The sequence below is a fragment of the Pseudomonas sp. TH08 genome, assembly GCF_016651275.1.
Lineage (GTDB): Bacteria > Pseudomonadota > Gammaproteobacteria > Pseudomonadales > Pseudomonadaceae > Aquipseudomonas.
The window spans coordinates 68,870-85,577 of the sequence record NZ_JAEKEE010000006.1; the positions used below are offsets into that span (position 1 = coordinate 68,870).

The 16,708-nt window shown below is 59.7% G+C and carries 16 protein-coding genes; 14 read left to right on the top strand and 2 right to left on the bottom strand.

Translation table 11 applies throughout. From position 1 onward, the window contains the following. Positions 1 to 30: 30 nt before the first annotated feature. Complete coding sequence (locus tag JFT91_RS26645) at positions 31 to 963, bottom strand: lipid A biosynthesis lauroyl acyltransferase (protein WP_201234367.1); 933 nt, start codon at positions 961 to 963, stop codon at positions 31 to 33. Between the two features lie 117 nt (positions 964 to 1,080). On the opposite strand from JFT91_RS26645, the gene minC reads away from it, so the two are divergent. The 8 genes from minC (at position 1,081) to JFT91_RS26685 (ending at position 9,280) form a co-directional block, all read left to right on the top strand. Next, on the top strand, positions 1,081 to 1,818 hold the full coding sequence (gene minC, locus JFT91_RS26650; protein WP_201234368.1) for a septum site-determining protein MinC: 738 nt from the start codon (positions 1,081 to 1,083) through the stop codon (positions 1,816 to 1,818). A 169-nt stretch (positions 1,819 to 1,987) separates the two neighbouring features. Next, on the top strand, positions 1,988 to 2,800 hold the full coding sequence (gene minD / locus JFT91_RS26655) for a septum site-determining protein MinD (protein ID WP_007913953.1): 813 nt from the start codon (positions 1,988 to 1,990) through the stop codon (positions 2,798 to 2,800). Continuing rightward, entirely contained in the window at positions 2,800 to 3,054 is a 255-nt protein-coding gene (gene minE / locus JFT91_RS26660; RefSeq protein ID WP_003223146.1) for a cell division topological specificity factor MinE, read from the top strand. Before minD ends, minE begins: the two co-directional genes overlap by 1 nt. Before the next feature lie 92 nt (positions 3,055 to 3,146). Further along, positions 3,147 to 3,782, top strand: a complete 636-nt coding sequence (locus JFT91_RS26665; protein ID WP_008080882.1) for an RluA family pseudouridine synthase — start codon at positions 3,147 to 3,149, stop codon at positions 3,780 to 3,782. 161 nt (positions 3,783 to 3,943) lie between these two features. Further along, positions 3,944 to 5,233, top strand: a complete 1,290-nt coding sequence (locus JFT91_RS26670) for a M18 family aminopeptidase (RefSeq protein ID WP_201227331.1) — start codon at positions 3,944 to 3,946, stop codon at positions 5,231 to 5,233. 237 nt (positions 5,234 to 5,470) lie between these two features. Beyond that, the gene (locus JFT91_RS26675; protein WP_201148638.1) at positions 5,471 to 5,647 is read left to right on the top strand and encodes a hypothetical protein; all 177 of its coding nucleotides are present in this window, start codon (positions 5,471 to 5,473) and stop codon (positions 5,645 to 5,647) included. A 75-nt stretch (positions 5,648 to 5,722) separates the two neighbouring features. Next, the gene (locus JFT91_RS26680) at positions 5,723 to 7,876 is read left to right on the top strand and encodes a mechanosensitive ion channel domain-containing protein (RefSeq protein WP_201234369.1); all 2,154 of its coding nucleotides are present in this window, start codon (positions 5,723 to 5,725) and stop codon (positions 7,874 to 7,876) included. Positions 7,877 to 7,945: 69 nt separating this feature from the next. Beyond that, a complete protein-coding gene (locus JFT91_RS26685; protein ID WP_201201952.1) occupies positions 7,946 to 9,280 on the top strand; it encodes an amidohydrolase in 1,335 nt (444 codons plus the stop codon). A 912-nt stretch (positions 9,281 to 10,192) separates the two neighbouring features. On the opposite strand, the gene JFT91_RS26690 is transcribed toward JFT91_RS26685, so the two are convergent. Continuing rightward, a complete protein-coding gene (locus JFT91_RS26690; RefSeq protein ID WP_201227334.1) occupies positions 10,193 to 10,906 on the bottom strand; it encodes a UTRA domain-containing protein in 714 nt (237 codons plus the stop codon). Positions 10,907 to 11,256: 350 nt separating this feature from the next. Between JFT91_RS26690 and JFT91_RS26695 the strand changes: the two genes are divergently transcribed. From JFT91_RS26695 to JFT91_RS26720, 6 genes are all read left to right on the top strand, one after another. Beyond that, the gene (locus JFT91_RS26695; protein WP_201234370.1) at positions 11,257 to 12,324 is read left to right on the top strand and encodes an ABC transporter substrate-binding protein; all 1,068 of its coding nucleotides are present in this window, start codon (positions 11,257 to 11,259) and stop codon (positions 12,322 to 12,324) included. Between the two features lie 181 nt (positions 12,325 to 12,505). Continuing rightward, a complete protein-coding gene (locus tag JFT91_RS26700) occupies positions 12,506 to 13,312 on the top strand; it encodes an alkaline phosphatase family protein (RefSeq protein WP_201234371.1) in 807 nt (268 codons plus the stop codon). 5 nt (positions 13,313 to 13,317) lie between these two features. Continuing rightward, positions 13,318 to 14,154 (top strand): ABC transporter permease, encoded by an 837-nt coding sequence (locus JFT91_RS26705; RefSeq protein ID WP_201148474.1) that lies wholly within the window; start codon positions 13,318 to 13,320, stop codon positions 14,152 to 14,154. Beyond that, on the top strand, positions 14,141 to 14,941 hold the full coding sequence (locus tag JFT91_RS26710; RefSeq protein WP_034156555.1) for an ABC transporter permease: 801 nt from the start codon (positions 14,141 to 14,143) through the stop codon (positions 14,939 to 14,941). Before JFT91_RS26705 ends, JFT91_RS26710 begins: the two co-directional genes overlap by 14 nt. Then, a complete protein-coding gene (locus JFT91_RS26715; protein ID WP_201148465.1) occupies positions 14,938 to 15,927 on the top strand; it encodes an ABC transporter ATP-binding protein in 990 nt (329 codons plus the stop codon). Before JFT91_RS26710 ends, JFT91_RS26715 begins: the two co-directional genes overlap by 4 nt. A 111-nt stretch (positions 15,928 to 16,038) precedes the next feature. Beyond that, positions 16,039 to 16,692: an HAD family hydrolase gene (locus JFT91_RS26720; RefSeq protein ID WP_201227336.1), complete on the top strand. Its 654-nt coding sequence runs from the start codon at positions 16,039 to 16,041 to the stop codon at positions 16,690 to 16,692. The last annotated feature ends 16 nt before the right edge of the window (positions 16,693 to 16,708 follow it).

Consider the following 16,708-nt stretch of genomic DNA (forward strand, 5'->3'; position numbering starts at 1 on the left):
AACACTCCATGGTGCTTGTCAGGGATGGGTTCAGCGGCGTTTGGCGTACAACTTCGGCTCGCCCGGTGGACGGCTCTTGAAGCGGCGATGCGCCCACAGGTATTGCTCAGGGCAATCACGCAAGACGCCTTCGACCCACTGATTGATGCGGATGCAGTCGGCTTCCTCCGTCTCGCCCGGGAAATCTTCCAGCGGTGGATGCACGACCAGACGATAACCGCTGCCGTCGGCCAGACGCTCCTGCGTGAACGGCACCACCAACGCCTTGCCCAAACGAGCAAACTTGGTGGTCGCCGTCACCGTCGCGGCCTGAATGCCGAACAGCGGTACGAAAATGCTTTGCTTGGCGCCGTAGTCCTGATCCGGCGCGTACCAGATCGCCCGGCCCGAGCGCAGCAGCTTGAGCATGCCGCGCACGTCGTCGCGCTCCACCGCCAGCGAATCGAGGTTGTGCCGCTCACGGCCCTGACGCTGGATGAAGTCGAACAACGGATTTTTGTGTTCGCGGTACATACCGTCGATGGTGTGCTGTTGACCGAGCAACGCCGCGCCGATTTCCAGGGTGGTGAAATGCACCGCCATCAGGATCACGCCCTTGCCTTCGCGCTGGGCCTTCTGCAAATGTTCCAGGCCTTCGACGTGGGCCAGTTTCGCCAGGCGCTCACGCGACCACCACCAGCTCATCGCCATTTCAAAAAAAGCGATGCCGGTGGAGGCGAAGTTTTCCTTGAGCAGACGTTTGCGCTCGGCGGCGGATTTTTCCGGGAAGCACAGCTCAAGGTTGCGCTTGGCAATGCGCCGCCGGTCGCCGGCCAGGCGATACATCATGGCGCCCAAAACTCGACCGATGGTCAGCAACGCCGGATACGGCAACTGCACGATCAGCCATAAAAGCCCAAGACCGCACCAGAGCGGCCAGAAGCGAGGCGATAAAAATGCTTTTCGAAAACGCGGGCGATCCATTAAAGCTTCCGTAAATACAGTGGCCGCGCATTCTACATCGTTCGACCCGGCTTGCGGCTCGCGGGCGTTCTCGTTATAAGTCTCGGCACTTTTAGTGACAAGCCGTTGTATGCCGACATGAGCCAAACCGAACCGTTAGACCAAGATCCCGTGTTCCAGCTGAAGGGCAGCATGCTGGCCATTACCGTGCTGGAACTGGCCCGTAACGACCTCGACAGCCTCGATCGGCAATTGGCCGCCAAAGTCGCGCAGGCGCCGAATTTTTTCAGCAACGCGCCACTGGTTCTGGCGCTGGACAAATTGCCGCCGGGCGAAGGCGCCGTCGACCTGCCAGGCCTGATGCGTGTGTGCCGCCAACACGGCCTGCGCACGCTGGCGATTCGCGCCAGCCGCATTGAAGACATTGCCGCCGCCATCGCCATCGACATCCCGGTGCTGCCGCCGTCCGGTGCCCGTGAGCGGCCGCTGGAAATGCCCGAAGCCGAAATCAAAAAGAAGCCGGAAAAACCGCCTGAGCCGACCGTCAAACAGACCCGCGTCATCACCACGCCAGTACGTGGTGGCCAACAGATATATGCCCAGGGTGGCGATCTGGTCGTGGTGTCGTCGGTCAGTCCGGGGGCGGAACTTCTCGCCGATGGCAACATCCATGTATACGGCCCGATGCGCGGTCGGGCGCTGGCCGGCGTCAAAGGTGATACCAAGGCACGGATTTTCTGTCAGCAATTGAGCGCTGAACTGATCTCTATCGCCGGTCATTACAAGGTGTCCGAAGATTTGCGTCGCGATCCAATGTGGGGTTCGGGCGTACAGGTCAGCCTGTCGGGCGACGTGTTGAACATCATTCGGCTTTAACGGATACTGCCGCATTTTCCAAGCATCTCTAAAACGTAGCGAAAACGGCTCAAACGAAGTAGGAAAAAGGCCAAAAGCCGAATTCCAGCCAAGGCTGTCCGACTGCAGTAGTTTTCAAGAGATGTTTTTCAGGGGCTAAAAAGTCCTTCTTCCTTAGGGGTGAAACACCTTGGCCAAGATTCTCGTGGTTACATCCGGCAAGGGTGGTGTGGGTAAGACCACCACCAGCGCCGCTATCGGTACCGGCCTCGCTCTGCGCGGCCACAAAACAGTGATCGTCGACTTCGACGTGGGCTTGCGTAACCTTGACCTGATCATGGGTTGCGAGCGCCGCGTGGTGTATGACTTCGTCAACGTGGTCAACGGCGAAGCCAACCTGCAACAGGCACTGATCAAAGACAAGCGCCTGGAGAACCTCTACGTACTGGCCGCCAGTCAGACCCGCGACAAAGACGCGCTGACCGTCGAAGGCGTGGAAAAAGTCCTGATGGAGCTCAAGGAACAATTCGAGTTCGTCGTCTGCGACTCGCCGGCCGGCATCGAGAAAGGTGCCCACCTGGCCATGTACTTCGCTGATGAAGCGATCGTCGTGACCAACCCGGAAGTGTCCTCGGTACGAGATTCGGACCGCATGCTCGGCCTGCTGGCGAGCAAATCGCGCCGCGCCGAACGTGGCGAAGACCCGATCAAGGAACACCTGCTGATCACTCGCTACCACCCGGAGCGTGTTGAAAAAGGCGAAATGCTGGGCGTTGAAGACGTCAAGGAAATCCTCTCGGTAACCCTGCTCGGCGTAATCCCGGAATCCCAGGCGGTGCTCAAGGCATCCAACCAGGGCGTACCGGTGATTCTCGACGACCAGAGCGATGCCGGTCAGGCTTATAGCGATACCGTCGACCGCTTGCTGGGCAAAGAAAAAGCCCACCGTTTCCTCGATGTCGAGAAGAAGGGATTCTTCGAGCGCCTGTTTGGAGGTAGGTAATGAACCTTTTTGACTTCTTTCGTGCCAACAAAAAGCCAAGTACCGCCTCGGTAGCGAAAGAGCGTCTACAGATCATCGTGGCGCATGAGCGCGGCCAGCGCAGCACGCCGGATTACTTGCCAGCCTTGCAGAAGGAACTGGTCGACGTGATCCGCAAGTACGTCAATATCGGCAACGACGACGTACATGTTGCACTGGAAAGCCAGGGCAGTTGCTCGATTCTGGAACTCAACATCACCCTGCCCGATCGCTGAGTCGATCCGGCAGGAACGACGGCGGTTCAGGTCCATTCCCGAAACGGGAATGACCCTGAACCGCCGTTGGCATTTGTTACGAGGCTGTTTTAATGCCGTTGTCCAACATCCGCATCATCCATCAGGACGCCGCCGTACTGGTGGTCGACAAACCGACCCTGCTGCTCTCGGTACCCGGTCGCGCCGACGACAACAAGGACTGCCTGATTACCCGCTTGCAGGAAAACGGCTACCCGGAAGCGCGTATCGTCCACCGCCTCGATTGGGAAACCTCCGGCATCATCCTGCTCGCGCGTGATGCAGACACTCATCGCGAACTGTCACGCCAGTTTCACGACCGTGAAACAGAGAAGGCTTACACTGCCCTCGCTTGGGGACAACCGGAGCTGGACAGCGGCAGCATCGATCTGCCCCTGCGCTACGATCCGCCGACCAAGCCGCGTCATGTGGTCGATCATGAATTCGGCAAACACGCGCTGACCTTCTGGCGTGTGCTGGAGCGTTGCGGCGACTGGTGCCGCGTCGAGTTGACACCGATCACCGGCCGTTCGCACCAGTTGCGCGTACACATGTTGTCCATCGGCCACCCGCTGTTGGGCGACGGACTCTACGCCCATGAGCAAGCCCTCGCTGCCTGGCCACGCCTGTGCCTGCACGCGAGCATGTTGAGCTTCACCCACCCGCAGTCCGGCGAGCGTTTGCGTTTCGAATGCCCGGCCCCGTTCTGACCGTACCCTCTGTAGGCGCTGCGGCACGCTGCGATCTTTTGATCCTAAAGACCAGAATCAGAAGATCGCAGCGTGCCGCTGCTCCTACATTGAGATGTTGTCATGTCCCAAGGCTTGGGCCGATGCGTTAAACTCCCGGCCATTGCTGTCTGGAGCTTCTTATGCGCGAAGAGTTGAACCAAGGCCTGATCGACTTCCTCAAGGCCTCCCCTACCCCGTTCCATGCCACTGCCAGCCTTGTTCAACGTCTGGAGGCCGCCGGTTTTGTGCGCCTCGACGAACGCGAGCCGTGGACCACCGAGGCCAACGGCCGCTATTACGTCACCCGTAACGACTCCTCGATCGTCGCGATCAAAATGGGCCGCCACTCGCCGTTGCACGGCGGCATCCGCCTGGTCGGCGCGCACACCGACAGCCCGTGCCTGCGGGTCAAGCCGCAACCGGAACTGCAACGTCAGGGTTTCTGGCAACTGGGCGTCGAGGTCTACGGCGGTGCGCTGCTGGCGCCGTGGTTCGATCGTGATCTGTCGCTGGCCGGCCGCGTGACCTTCCGCCGCGACGGCAAGGTCGAAAGCCAACTGATCGACTTCAAGGCGCCGATCGCGATCATTCCCAACCTGGCCATTCACCTCAACCGTGAAGCCAATCAGGGCTGGGCGATCAACGCGCAGACCGAGTTGCCGCCGATCCTCGCGCAGTTCGCCGGTGACGAGCGCGTCGATTTCCGCGCGGTACTCACCGATCAACTGGCGCGCGAACATGGTTTGAACGCCGACGTCGTGCTCGATTACGAGCTGAGTTTCTATGACACGCAAAGTGCTGCAGTGATTGGCCTGAACGGCGATTTCATTGCCGGCGCACGCCTCGACAACCTGCTGTCGTGTTACGCCGGTCTACAAGCCTTGCTCACTGCCGAGACCGACGAAACGTGCGTGCTGGTGTGCAACGACCACGAAGAGGTCGGTTCCTGCTCAGCCTGTGGCGCCGACGGCCCGATGCTCGAACAGACCCTGCGTCGCCTGTTGCCGGAAGGTGACGAGTTCGTCCGCACCATTCAGAAATCCCTGCTGGTCTCGGCCGACAACGCCCACGGCGTACATCCCAACTACGCCGAGAAGCATGACGCCAACCACGGCCCGAAACTCAACGCCGGCCCGGTGATCAAGGTCAACAGCAACCAGCGTTACGCCACCAACAGCGAAACCGCCGGGTTCTTCCGCCATCTGTGCATGGCCGAAGAAGTGCCGGTGCAAAGCTTCGTGGTGCGCAGCGACATGGGCTGCGGCTCGACCATCGGCCCGATCACCGCCAGCCATCTGGGCGTGCGCACCGTCGATATCGGCCTGCCGACTTTCGCCATGCACTCGATCCGCGAACTGTGCGGCAGCCACGACCTCGCGCACCTGGTCAAAGTGCTGAGCGCGTTCTACGCCTGCCACGAATTGCCGTAAACCCTGCTTTTGTGGCGAGGGAGCTTGCTCCCGCTGGGCTGCGAAGCAGCCCCGACCTGCCGCCGCGATGATCAGTCATATCGCGAACTCAGGTATTGCGACTGCTACGCAGTCGAGCGGGAGCAAGCTCCCTCGCCACACGATCAAAGCAAAACCGGCTCATTTCTGATACACATCAGCCTTGGTCAGCCGAATCCGACCTAGACTTCCATCATTCATTTCGACAAGGCAGTCTCCATGATCTCGATGTCTTCGTTTCACGCCATGCTCATTCCCATCCTGACCGGGATGATCCTGCTGGCCATCGGCTTCAACTTCCGCGACAAGAACGCCGGCGTGTTCGCCATGTGGATCGGCATGCTGATGATTCTTGCCACCGTGGTCTACAAGATCCTCGCCAAACTCAACGAATAATCCGCGACGGCTCGCATTGATTGGGTGGGCCTCGTACACTCCAGCGAATCCGCCCCTTGCGAGGTTGACCGCCTAGTGTTCGCTCGTCTTTTTGCTTTGCCCAGTCTGTTTCTCGTCTGCCTGATGATGCTGCTGCCGCTGGCCCCCGCCCAAGCGGTCGGCCTGCCGGGCCTGCTCAACACCACCAAGACGCAGCCCGAGGCCCAGGAACCGCTCGGCCAGTCCCTCGACGAAGTCATCAAGTCGTTGGAAAACGACAAGCAACGCGCACAGTTGCTGACCGACCTGAAAAAACTGCGCGACGCCACGAAAAAAGCCCAGGCGACCCAGGAAGAAGGCGTGCTCGGGCTGATCGGCGGCACTCTCGCCACGTTCGAGAAGCAATTTACCGGCGACGACAGTCCAATCAAGCGTTGGTCCACCGAGTTCAGCCTCGCCCGGGATGAATTGTCTGCGTTGATGCTGCCAGCCAGCGAGTGGCTGCCGATCATCTTCGCTTTCGCGATGATCCTCATGGTCTGGAGCCTGCTCGCCGCCGCGCTGATCTGGCTCGGTCATCGGGTACGAATGCGTTTCGGCCTGACCGAAGAACTGCCGCAGCACCCCAAAGCCCTCGACATGCTGCGCTTCGCTCTGCGCAAACTCGGGCCGTGGCTGATCGCATTGGTCATCACGGTCTACATGAGCTACGCGCTGCCCTCGTCATTGGGCAAAAGCCTGGCGATGGTGCTGGCTTACGCACTGGTTGTCGGTACCTGTTTCTCGGCGATCTGCGTGATCGCGTTTTCTCTGCTCGATGGCCCGCACCGCCATCGCGCGCTGTACATCCTGCGTCATCAGGCCTTTCGGCCGCTGTGGCTGATCGGCAGCTTCGCCGCGTTCGGTGAGGCGTTGAGCGATCCACGCCTGGTCGAGAGCCTCGGTGTGCATCTGGCGCACACCGCCGCGACCGTGGCCAATGTTCTCGCGGCGTTCTCCACCGGGTTGTTCATCCTGCGTTTCCGTCGGCCGGTGGCACACCTGATCCGCAATCAGCCGCTGTCACGACGGCTGACCCGCCGCGCCCTCAGCGACACCATCGATATCCTCGGCACCTTCTGGTACGTGCCGGCGCTGGTGCTGGTCGGCATCTCGCTGTTCGCCACCTTCGTCTCCGCCGGCGACACCAGCACCGCGCTACGCCAGTCACTGATCTGCACCGTGCTGCTGGTGTTATGCATGGTCATCAACGGTCTGGTGCGTCGCCACTCACTGAAACCGCAACGCGGGCCAAAACGTCACGCGCTGTATTCCGAGCGGCTGAAAAGCTTCTTTTACACCCTCGCGCACTTGCTGGTGTGGCTGGCCTTCATCGAACTTGGCCTGCGCGTGTGGGGCCAGTCGCTGATCGGTTTCGCCGAGGGCGAGGGCCATGACATCAGCGTCAAACTGTTCAGTCTGATCGGCACGCTGATTTTCTCCTGGCTGATCTGGATCCTCGCCGACACCGCCGTGCACCACGCCCTAACCCGCTCGCGCAAAGGCCTGGCCAATGCACGCGCGCAAACGATGATGCCGCTGATCCGCAATGTGCTTTTCGTGGCGATCTTCATCATCGCGCTGATCGTTGCGCTGGCGAACATGGGCATGAACGTCACGCCACTGCTGGCCGGTGCCGGTGTGATCGGTCTGGCCATCGGTTTCGGCGCCCAGTCGCTGGTCGCCGACCTGATCACCGGTCTTTTCATCATCATTGAAGACTCGCTGGCCATCGACGATTACGTCGACGTCGGCGGCCACCTCGGCACCGTCGAAGGCCTGACCATCCGCACCGTGCGTCTGCGCGATATCGACGGCATTGTCCACACCATCCCGTTCAGCGAAATCAAAAGCATCAAGAACTACTCGCGGGAATTCGGCTACGCGATCTTCCGCGTCGCGGTGCCGTACAACATGGAAATCGACGACGCGATCAAACTGATGCGCGATGTCGGCCAGAAGATGCGCACCGATCCGCTGCAGCGGCGCAATATCTGGTCGCCACTGGAGATTCAGGGCGTGGAAAGTTTCGAGTCCGGCAGCGCGATTCTGCGGGCTCGGTTCAAGACCGCGCCGATCAAACAATGGGAAGTTTCCCGAGCGTTCAACCTGTCGCTCAAGCGCCATCTGGATGAGGCTGGACTGGATCTGGCAACACCGCGCATGAGCGTACAAGTGATCACTGCCGGTGGCGGCCAGCCGAAGGAATAGCACGCACGCGCGCGCGCGGTTGCAGTCACAGGCAGAGAAGCCCTAACAACAATAATCAAGGAGAGCCCGATGCTACTGACGCGCATTGCCCAAGCCGTACTACTCACCCTTTTCGCCGGCCACGCCGGCGCGGCGACAATGGACAGCACCCGTACGCAAATTGCCGAACAAGCGCAAAAGCTCGAACCCGAATTGCTGGAAACCCGCCGCGACATCCATGCCCACCCCGAGCTCGGCAACAACGAAAAGCGCACGTCCGAGTTAGTCGCCAAACAACTGAAAGCCATGGGCCTGGAAGTCAAAACCGGCGTCGCCCGCACCGGCGTCGTTGCCATCCTCAAAGGCGCCCTGCCCGGCCCGACCGTAGCCCTGCGCGCCGACATGGACGCGCTGCCGGTCAAAGAAGTCTCCAACCTGCCCTTCGCCTCGAAAGCCAAAGGCACCTACCTCGACAAAGAAGTCGACGTCATGCACGCCTGCGGCCACGACGCCCACACCGCCATCCTGCTGAGCACGGCAAAAATTCTCACCGGCATGCGCGACACCCTGCCCGGCACCGTGGTGTTCTACTTCCAGCCTGCCGAAGAGGGCCCGAGCGACTTCATCCCCGACGGCAAAAACACCTGGGGCGCGAAAATGATGGTCGAGGAAGGCGTGATGAAATCACCCAGACCCGACGCCGTCTTCGGCCTGCACGTCTGGGCCGGCGTCCCCGCCGGCCAAATCGCCTACCGCCCCGGCCCGACCCTGGCCAGCTCCGACGACCTGCGCATCAAAATCCTCGGCAAACAAACCCACGCCGGCCGCCCCTGGGACGGCATCGACCCGATCACCGTCGGCGCCCAAACCATCGTCGGCCTGCAAACCGTAGTCAGCCGCCGCACCGACATCTCGTCTTATCCATCGGTGGTCAGCATCGGCACGATCAATGGCGGGACGCGTTACAACATCATTCCCGAATCGGTCGACATGAGCGGAACGATCCGCTCCTACGACTACGGCATCCGCCAGAAACTGCACGCCGACGTACGCCAGACCATCGAAAAAATCGCAGAAAGCGGTGGTGCGAAAGCGGACGTCACCATCATCGAAAAATACGACCCGACGATTAACAACCCGGCACTCACCGAAAAAATGCTACCGACGTTGAAGTGGGCGGCCAAGGACGACGTGGTGAATGCCCCGCTGGTGGGCGGCGCAGAAGACTTTTCTTTCTATGCCAAGGAAGTGCCGGGATTGTTTGTATTTCTCGGGGTGACGCCACGGGATCAGGACATGAGCAAAGCGGCGCCGAATCACAACCCAGGTTTCTTCGTGGATGAATCGGCACTGGTGGTGGGCGTGAGGACACTCGCCTCGTTGGCGACCGATTATTTGTATGCCAATGCGGGGGTAGGCAAATAAGGACAGGGATTAGGGCGATTGTGGGGGCGCTTTCGCGAGCAGGCTCGCTCCTACATCTAGACCATGTGCAGCCTGCCAGAGATTGGTCGGCTGTTCGGGCGCCTTCGCGAGCAGGCTCGCTCCCACATTTGGACCATGTGCAGCCTGCCAGAAATTGGTCGGCTGTCAGGTTGCCATCGCGAGCAGGCTCGCTCCCACATTTGGACCATGTGCAGCCTGCCAGAAATTGGTCGGCTGTCAGGCCGCCATCGCCAGCAGGCTAGCTCCCACATTTGGACCGCGTGCAGCCTGCCAGAGAATGGTCGGCTGCCAGGCCGCCATCGCCAGCAGGGCTAGCTCCCACAATGGACCGCGTGCAGCCTGCCAGAAAATGGTCGGCTGTCAGGCCGCCATCGCCAGCAGGCTAGCTCCCACATTTGGACCGCGTGCAGCCTGCCAGAGAATGGTCGGCTGTCAGGCCGCCATCGCCAGCAGGGCTAGCTCCCACAATGGACCGCGTGCAGCCTGCCAGAGAATGGTCGGCTGCCAGGCCGCCATCACTGTCACAAAAAAACGAGTACACCCCAAACGCGGCGCATGCCGCCCCACTCAACACGATGAGCGTTAGCTCGAGTAAAGCTCTTGATCTAGAAGGCCCGTCGGCAGGCTGAGTGGAGGGATTGATCCGGGGGTGGGAGCGCAGCGACCGTTTGGCGAAGCCAAATGCATCGAGAGGAGGTGCAGCGAAGCAAACCGTAGGCGATGCGCCCGGATCGATCCCGGAGCGAAGGAATCCGAGCCTGCGAGGGCCGAACGCTGGGGCAAGCCTTTTTTTGCTTACTTTTTTGAGGCGTTTGTCAAAAAAGTAACTCGCCGTCAGGGCGAAACCCTAAGCAGCCATCACCGCAGCAACGGATATACACACACAAACCATCAAACCACATCAACCCCGACGTGAATCGCATCATGCCGCCAAAACTCCAGATCACAATCAATCAACCGCTCATGCTGATCATAATTAACCCGAGCAATCCTTAATCCCGGGCTCCCCACAGACACCCGCAAAGCCGCCGCCGCATCCACCGACAACGACGTAGGAACAATCTCAAACCGCACCCGCCCATAGTGCAAATCGTAATGCCGCGCATACAACTCAGTAATCGACTGATTCAAATCAAACTCCAGAATCCCGGGAAAAAATTGCGGATTCAAATAGTGCTCCACATACAACACCAACCGCCCATCAATGCGCCGCGACCGGCAAATCTGAATCACGCTCGACAACGCCGGCAGCTGCAACCAGGCACACACCGCCGCCGAAGCCGGCTGCAACCGCGCCGAAATCACCTCGGTCGAAGGCTCCCGCCCCTGCGCACTGACCATCGCGTGAAAGTGACTGCGCTGCATCAGGTTGTAAGCCAGACGCGGCGGCGACACAAACCAGCCCCGCCGCTCCTCGCGATAAATCTGCCCCTGCGCCTCCAGCTGTAACAACGCCTCGCGCACGGTAATCCGCGTCGTACCAAACAACTCACTGAGCTTGCGCTCGGCCGGCAACTTGCTGCCTGCAGCCAACAACCCGTGATCGAGCTGTTCCTGCAACACCTGGCCAATCGCTGTCACCGCTTTTGTTGCCTCATCGCGCATCAACGTTACCTATCTGGACTAGACCAGCACTGTTTCAGGGCAAAACCACACGGCCAACGAAGCGTTTCCGTGTGTTGCAAGCCTAGGCAGTACAGATGACCGAGAGATGACAAAACTACCCAACGGTCGCTCTCATGACTTGCAATACATCGGCCAAGTCCCTTGTCAGCCGGGGCCTGGGCATGGTCTACGCTTATCTGGCAGCCGCTGATATCGGGCAAACAAAAGGCTTGCCGCAGGGCCACCGACATCAAAGTGTCATCCAGCCCCCTTAAATTGGCTCAGGTATTGCTGACCTAGACCAACACAAACCGCAATCGCAGCGTTGAACACGACCAAGGAGCTTCGGAATGAAACAGCTTTTCCTGGCAACACTGTTAGGCTCGACCATTGTTATGTGCACCTCCGCCATGGCGGCGGGCACCGATCTGAAAACCCTCGAAGCCGCTGCGAAAGCGGAAGGCGCCGTCAACAGCGTCGGCATGCCCGATGACTGGGCCAACTGGAAAGGCACCTGGGAAGACCTGGCCAAGACCTACGGCCTAAAACATATCGACACCGACATGAGCTCGGCTCAGGAAATCGCCAAGTTCGCCGCGGAAAAAGACAACGCCAGCGCCGACATCGGCGACGTCGGTGCCGCCTTCGGCCCGATTGCGGTCAAGCAAGGCGTGGTGCAACCGTACAAGCCAAGCACCTGGGATCAAGTCCCGGACTGGGCCAAGGACAAGGACGGCAACTGGGCCCTGGCCTACACCGGCACCATCGCTTTCATCGTCAACAAGAAGCTGTTGCACGGTTCCGAAGTACCGACCAAATGGGCTGACCTCAAGGGCGGCAAATACAAGGTTTCCATCGGTGACGTGAGCACCGCCGCACAAGCGGCCAACGGCGTTCTCGCTGCTGCCCTGGCCAACGGTGGCGACGAGAAAAACATCCAGCCTGCGCTGCTGCTGTTCGCCGACATCGCCAAGCAAGGTCGACTGTCGATGGCCAACCCGACCATCGCCACCATGGAAAAAGGCGAGATCGAAGTCGGCGTGGTCTGGGACTTCAACGGCCTGAGCTACAAGGCCAAGATGGCCAACCCGGATGACTACGTGGTGCTGATCCCGTCCGACGGCTCGGTGATTTCCGGCTACACCACGATCATCAACAAGTACGCAAAAAATCCTAACGCCGCCAAGCTGACCCGCGAATACATCTTCAGCGACGCCGGCCAGACCAACCTCGCCCGCGGCAATGCCCGCCCGATCCGCGCCGAGCACCTGCAACTGCCGGAAGACGTGAAGGCCAAACTGCTGCCGAACGAGCAGTACAAAAAGGTTACCCCGATCAAAGACGCCGACGCATGGGAAAAAACCTCCAAGGCCCTGCCGCAGAAGTGGAACGAAGAAGTCATCGTAGAGATGAAGTAAAGCGGCTGATCACCACTTTGTGATCTGAAACAAATCCCCATGCAGGAGTGAGCCTGCTCGCGATAGCGGTCGAACATTCAACAACAGTCTTGACTGATCCACCGCTATCGCGAGCAGGCTCACTCCTACAGGAGATCCAGGTTGAATCTTGAATTTTCTGTTTCGCGGAGTTTTTGCCCCTATGAAGCACAACGTCATCCTTGTCGTGCTCGACGGCCTCAATTACGAGGTCGCGCGCCACGCCATGGGGCATCTGCAGGCTTATGTTGGCGCAGGACGCGCCGCGCTCTACCAGTTGGAGTGCGAGTTGCCGGCCCTGTCCCGACCGCTTTATGAATGCATCCTCACCGGTGTGCCGCCGATCGACAGCGGCATCGTCCACAACAACATCTCGCGCCTGTCCAATCAGCGCAGCATCTATCACTACGCTCGCGACGCCAGCCTGAAAACCGCCGCTGCGGCCTATCACTGGGTCAGCGAGTTGTATAACCGCTCGCCTTTCGTGGCCGCCCGCGACCGTCATACCGACGACCCGGATCTGCCAATCCAGCACGGGCACTTCTACTGGAACGATCACTACCCGGATTCGCACCTGTTCGCCGACGCGGAAAACCTGCGCCTGCGCCACGCGCCGAACTTCCTGCTGATCCACCCGATGAACATCGACGACGCCGGGCACAAGCACGGCCTCGACAGCTCGCAGTACCGCAACAGCGCGCGCTCGGCAGACATCATCCTTGCTGACTATTTGCAGACCTGGCTCGATGCCGGTTATCAAGTGCTGGTAACCGCCGACCACGGCATGAACAACGACCGCTCGCACAACGGCCTGCTGCCGGAAGAACGTCAGGTACCGCTGTTCGTCCTCGGTGACGCCTTCAGCCTCGACGCTGGCGCCATACCAAAACAGACCGAGATCTGCGGCACAGTCTGCGAACTGCTCGGTGTGCCCCACGACAAACCTGTGTGCCGGGAGCTGCTCAAGTGAAATCCATGACCCGCGGCAAATGGCTGGCGGCGCTGTGGCTGGTGCCCTTCGCGCTGTTCTTTATCGTCTTCGAAATCGCCCCGCTGGTCTGGGTGATGATCAACAGCCTGCAATCGGAAGAGTTCGGTTGGGGCGTCGAAAACTTCACGAAAATCTTCAGTTCGAAGTTTTATTTGCAGGCGATCCAGTACAGCCTCGAAATCAGTTTCTGGTCGAGTGTGTTCGGCATCATCATCGCCGTGCTCGGCGCCTACTCATTGCGCCGGGTCGATTCGAAACTGCGCAACTTCGTGAATGCCTTCGCCAACATGACCAGCAACTTCGCCGGTGTTCCCTTGGCGTTTGCGTTCATCATCCTGCTCGGTTTCAACGGCAGCTTCACCATCATGCTCAAACAGGCCGGGATCATTCAGGACTTCAATCTGTACTCGAAAACCGGGCTGATCATCCTCTACACCTACTTCCAGATCCCGCTTGGCGTGCTGCTGCTCTACCCGGCCTTCGACGCCTTGCGTGAAGACTGGCGCGAGTCCGCCGCACTGCTCGGCGCCAGCGGCTGGCAGTTCTGGCGGCACATCGGTTTGCCGGTGCTGACCCCGGCATTGCTTGGCACTTTCGTGATCCTGCTGGCCAACGCCCTTGGCGCCTATGCCACGGTATATGCATTGACTACCGGCAATTTCAACGTGTTGCCGATCCGCATTGCGGCGATGGTTTCCGGGGATATTTCCCTCGATCCGAATCTGGCCAGTGCCCTCGCCGTGGTGCTGGTGGCACTGATGACCATCGTCACCGTCGTGCATCAACTGCTGTTGAAGAGGAGCTACCATGTCTCGCGCTGAATCCGGCCCCGCCGGCCTCTACCACCGCGTCGTGGTTTACCTGTTGTTCGCCATTCTGTTGCTGCCATTGGCGGGCACGCTGGTCTACTCGATCGCCAGCAGTTGGTCGGCGACCATTCTGCCCAGCGGTTTCACCTTCAAGTGGTACATCCAGCTGTGGAGCGATCCGCGCTTCCTCCATGCGTTCGGCCAGTCGTTGCTGGTGTGCGTCGGCGCGCTGGTGCTGTCGGTGGTGCTGATTCTGCCGCTGCTGTTCGTGGTGCATTACCACTTCCCGAAACTCGATGCGCTGATGAACATCCTGATCCTGCTGCCCTTCGCGGTACCGCCGGTGGTGTCGTCGGTGGGGCTGTTGCAGCTCTACGGTTCCGGGCCGATGGCGATGGTCGGCACGCCGTGGATCCTGATCGGTTGCTACTTCACCGTGGCGCTGCCGTTCATGTACCGGGCGATCACCAACAACCTGCAAGCGATCAACCTGCGCGACCTGATGGACGCCGCACAACTGCTCGGCGCCAGCACTTTTCAGGCAGCGTTCCTGGTGGTGCTGCCAAACCTGCGCAAAGGCCTGATGGTCGCGCTGCTGCTGTCATTCTCGTTCCTGTTCGGTGAGTTCGTGTTTGCCAACATCCTCGTCGGCACCCGCTACGAAACCCTGCAGGTTTACCTGAACAACATGCGCAACAGCAGCGGCCACTTCACCAGTGCACTGGTCATCTCGTATTTCTTTTTCGTGCTGGTCCTGACCTGGATCGCCAACATCTTGAACAAGGACAAAAGCGAATGAGCTACGTCAGCGTCCAACACCTGCAGAAAAGCTACGCCGGCACCACCGTGTTCAGCGACATCGATTGCGAAATCAACAAGGGCGAGTTCGTCACACTGCTCGGCCCGTCCGGTTGCGGCAAGTCCACACTGCTGCGTTGCATCGCCGGCCTGACGTCGGTGGATGGCGGCAAGATTCTGCTCGATGGCGTCGACATCGTGCCGCTGAGCCCACAAAAGCGCGGGATCGGCATGGTGTTCCAGAGCTACGCGCTGTTCCCCAACATGACCGTCGAGCAGAACGTTGCATTCGGTTTGCGCATGCAAAAAGTCAATGCCGACGACAGCCATAAACGTGTCGCCGAAGTGTTGAAACTGGTTGAACTGAACGACTTCGCCAGCCGCTATCCGCATCAACTTTCCGGCGGCCAGTGCCAGCGTGTCGCCCTCGCCCGCTCGCTGGTCACGCGTCCACGCTTGCTGCTGCTGGATGAACCGCTGTCGGCACTCGATGCACGCATTCGTAAACACCTGCGTGAACAGATCCGGCAGATCCAACGCGAACTCGGCCTCACGACAATCTTCGTCACACACGATCAGGAAGAAGCGCTGACCATGTCTGACCGGATTTTCCTGATGAATCAGGGAAAAATCGTACAAAGCGGCGATGCTGAAACGCTGTATACGGCGCCAGTCGATGTGTTCGCGGCAGGCTTTATCGGGAACTACAACCTGCTCGACGCAGAGGATGCCTCGAAGCTGTTGCAGCGCCCGATCAATCACCGCATCGCCATTCGCCCGGAAGCCATCGAACTGAGCCTCAACGGCGAACTCGACGCGCAGATTCGCAGCCACAGCCTGCTCGGCAACGTGATCCGCTACCGAATCGAAGCGCGGGGCGTGGAATTGGTCGTGGACGTGCTTAATCGTTCGGCTGCCGATCTGCATCCCGATGGTCAACGCCTGGCGCTTTCCATCGATCCAACGGCCCTGTGCGAAGTAGCTTAAAAGCAGCTGCAAGCTTCGAGCTACAAGCTTCAAGTTGTAGACTGCGGCGTACTTGATTTCAATTCTTGCAGCTCGAAGCTTGTAGCTCGCAGCTGTTCTCGGAGAGAACCGATGGCTTTGGCAATTTTTGATCTGGACGAAACGTTGATCCACGGCGACTGCGCCACCCTCTGGAGCGAGCAGATGGGGCGCTTGGGCTGGGTCGATCCCGAGTCGTTCATGCGCAAAAACAACGAACTGATGGACGCTTACAGCCATGGCAAATTGCGCATGGAAGACTATATGGAATTCAGTCTCGAACCGCTGATCGGGCGCACGCCGGAAGAGGTCGAGCACCTGGTCGGCCCGTGGGTTGAAGATTTCATCGAACCGATCATCTTCAGTGACGCCACCAAAACCATCGCCGCCCACCGCAAGGCGGGCGACCGGATTCTGGTAATCTCGGCGTCGGGTACGCACCTGGTCAGGCCGATTGCTGACCGACTGGGTATCGATGAAATTCTCGGCATCGAGCTGGAAGTCGCGCATGGCGTGTACAGCGGCCATACGGTCGGCACCCTGACCTACCGCGAAGGCAAGATCACTCGGTTGCTGGAGTGGCTGGATGCCGAGGAAGAAAATCTGGAGGGCGCGAGTTTCTACTCCGACTCACGCAATGATTTGCCTCTGCTGCTGAAAGTGGATTTCCCGCATGTGGTCAACCCGGATCCAGTGCTGCTTGAGCACGCTCAAAAGGCTAACTGGCCGATCCACCTCTGGAAATAACCCGATCCCGTAGGAG

Bases quoted from the DNA above. Each gene is read 5' to 3' on its own strand.
- JFT91_RS26690 (WP_201227334.1), bottom strand. From the start codon at position 10,906: ATGCGCGATGAGGCAACAAAAGCGGTGACAGCGATTGGCCAGGTGTTG.
- JFT91_RS26685 (WP_201201952.1), top strand. From the start codon at position 7,946: ATGCTACTGACGCGCATTGCCCAAGCCGTACTACTCACCCTTTTCGCC.
- JFT91_RS26700 (WP_201234371.1), top strand. From the start codon at position 12,506: ATGAAGCACAACGTCATCCTTGTCGTGCTCGACGGCCTCAATTACGAG.
- minE (WP_003223146.1), top strand. From the start codon at position 2,800: ATGAACCTTTTTGACTTCTTTCGTGCCAACAAAAAGCCAAGTACCGCC.
- JFT91_RS26715 (WP_201148465.1), top strand. From the start codon at position 14,938: ATGAGCTACGTCAGCGTCCAACACCTGCAGAAAAGCTACGCCGGCACC.
- JFT91_RS26720 (WP_201227336.1), top strand. From the start codon at position 16,039: ATGGCTTTGGCAATTTTTGATCTGGACGAAACGTTGATCCACGGCGAC.
- minC (WP_201234368.1), top strand. From the start codon at position 1,081: ATGAGCCAAACCGAACCGTTAGACCAAGATCCCGTGTTCCAGCTGAAG.
- JFT91_RS26665 (WP_008080882.1), top strand. From the start codon at position 3,147: ATGCCGTTGTCCAACATCCGCATCATCCATCAGGACGCCGCCGTACTG.
- JFT91_RS26670 (WP_201227331.1), top strand. From the start codon at position 3,944: ATGCGCGAAGAGTTGAACCAAGGCCTGATCGACTTCCTCAAGGCCTCC.
- JFT91_RS26645 (WP_201234367.1), bottom strand. From the start codon at position 963: ATGGATCGCCCGCGTTTTCGAAAAGCATTTTTATCGCCTCGCTTCTGG.
- JFT91_RS26710 (WP_034156555.1), top strand. From the start codon at position 14,141: ATGTCTCGCGCTGAATCCGGCCCCGCCGGCCTCTACCACCGCGTCGTG.
- JFT91_RS26705 (WP_201148474.1), top strand. From the start codon at position 13,318: ATGACCCGCGGCAAATGGCTGGCGGCGCTGTGGCTGGTGCCCTTCGCG.
- JFT91_RS26695 (WP_201234370.1), top strand. From the start codon at position 11,257: ATGAAACAGCTTTTCCTGGCAACACTGTTAGGCTCGACCATTGTTATG.
- JFT91_RS26675 (WP_201148638.1), top strand. From the start codon at position 5,471: ATGATCTCGATGTCTTCGTTTCACGCCATGCTCATTCCCATCCTGACC.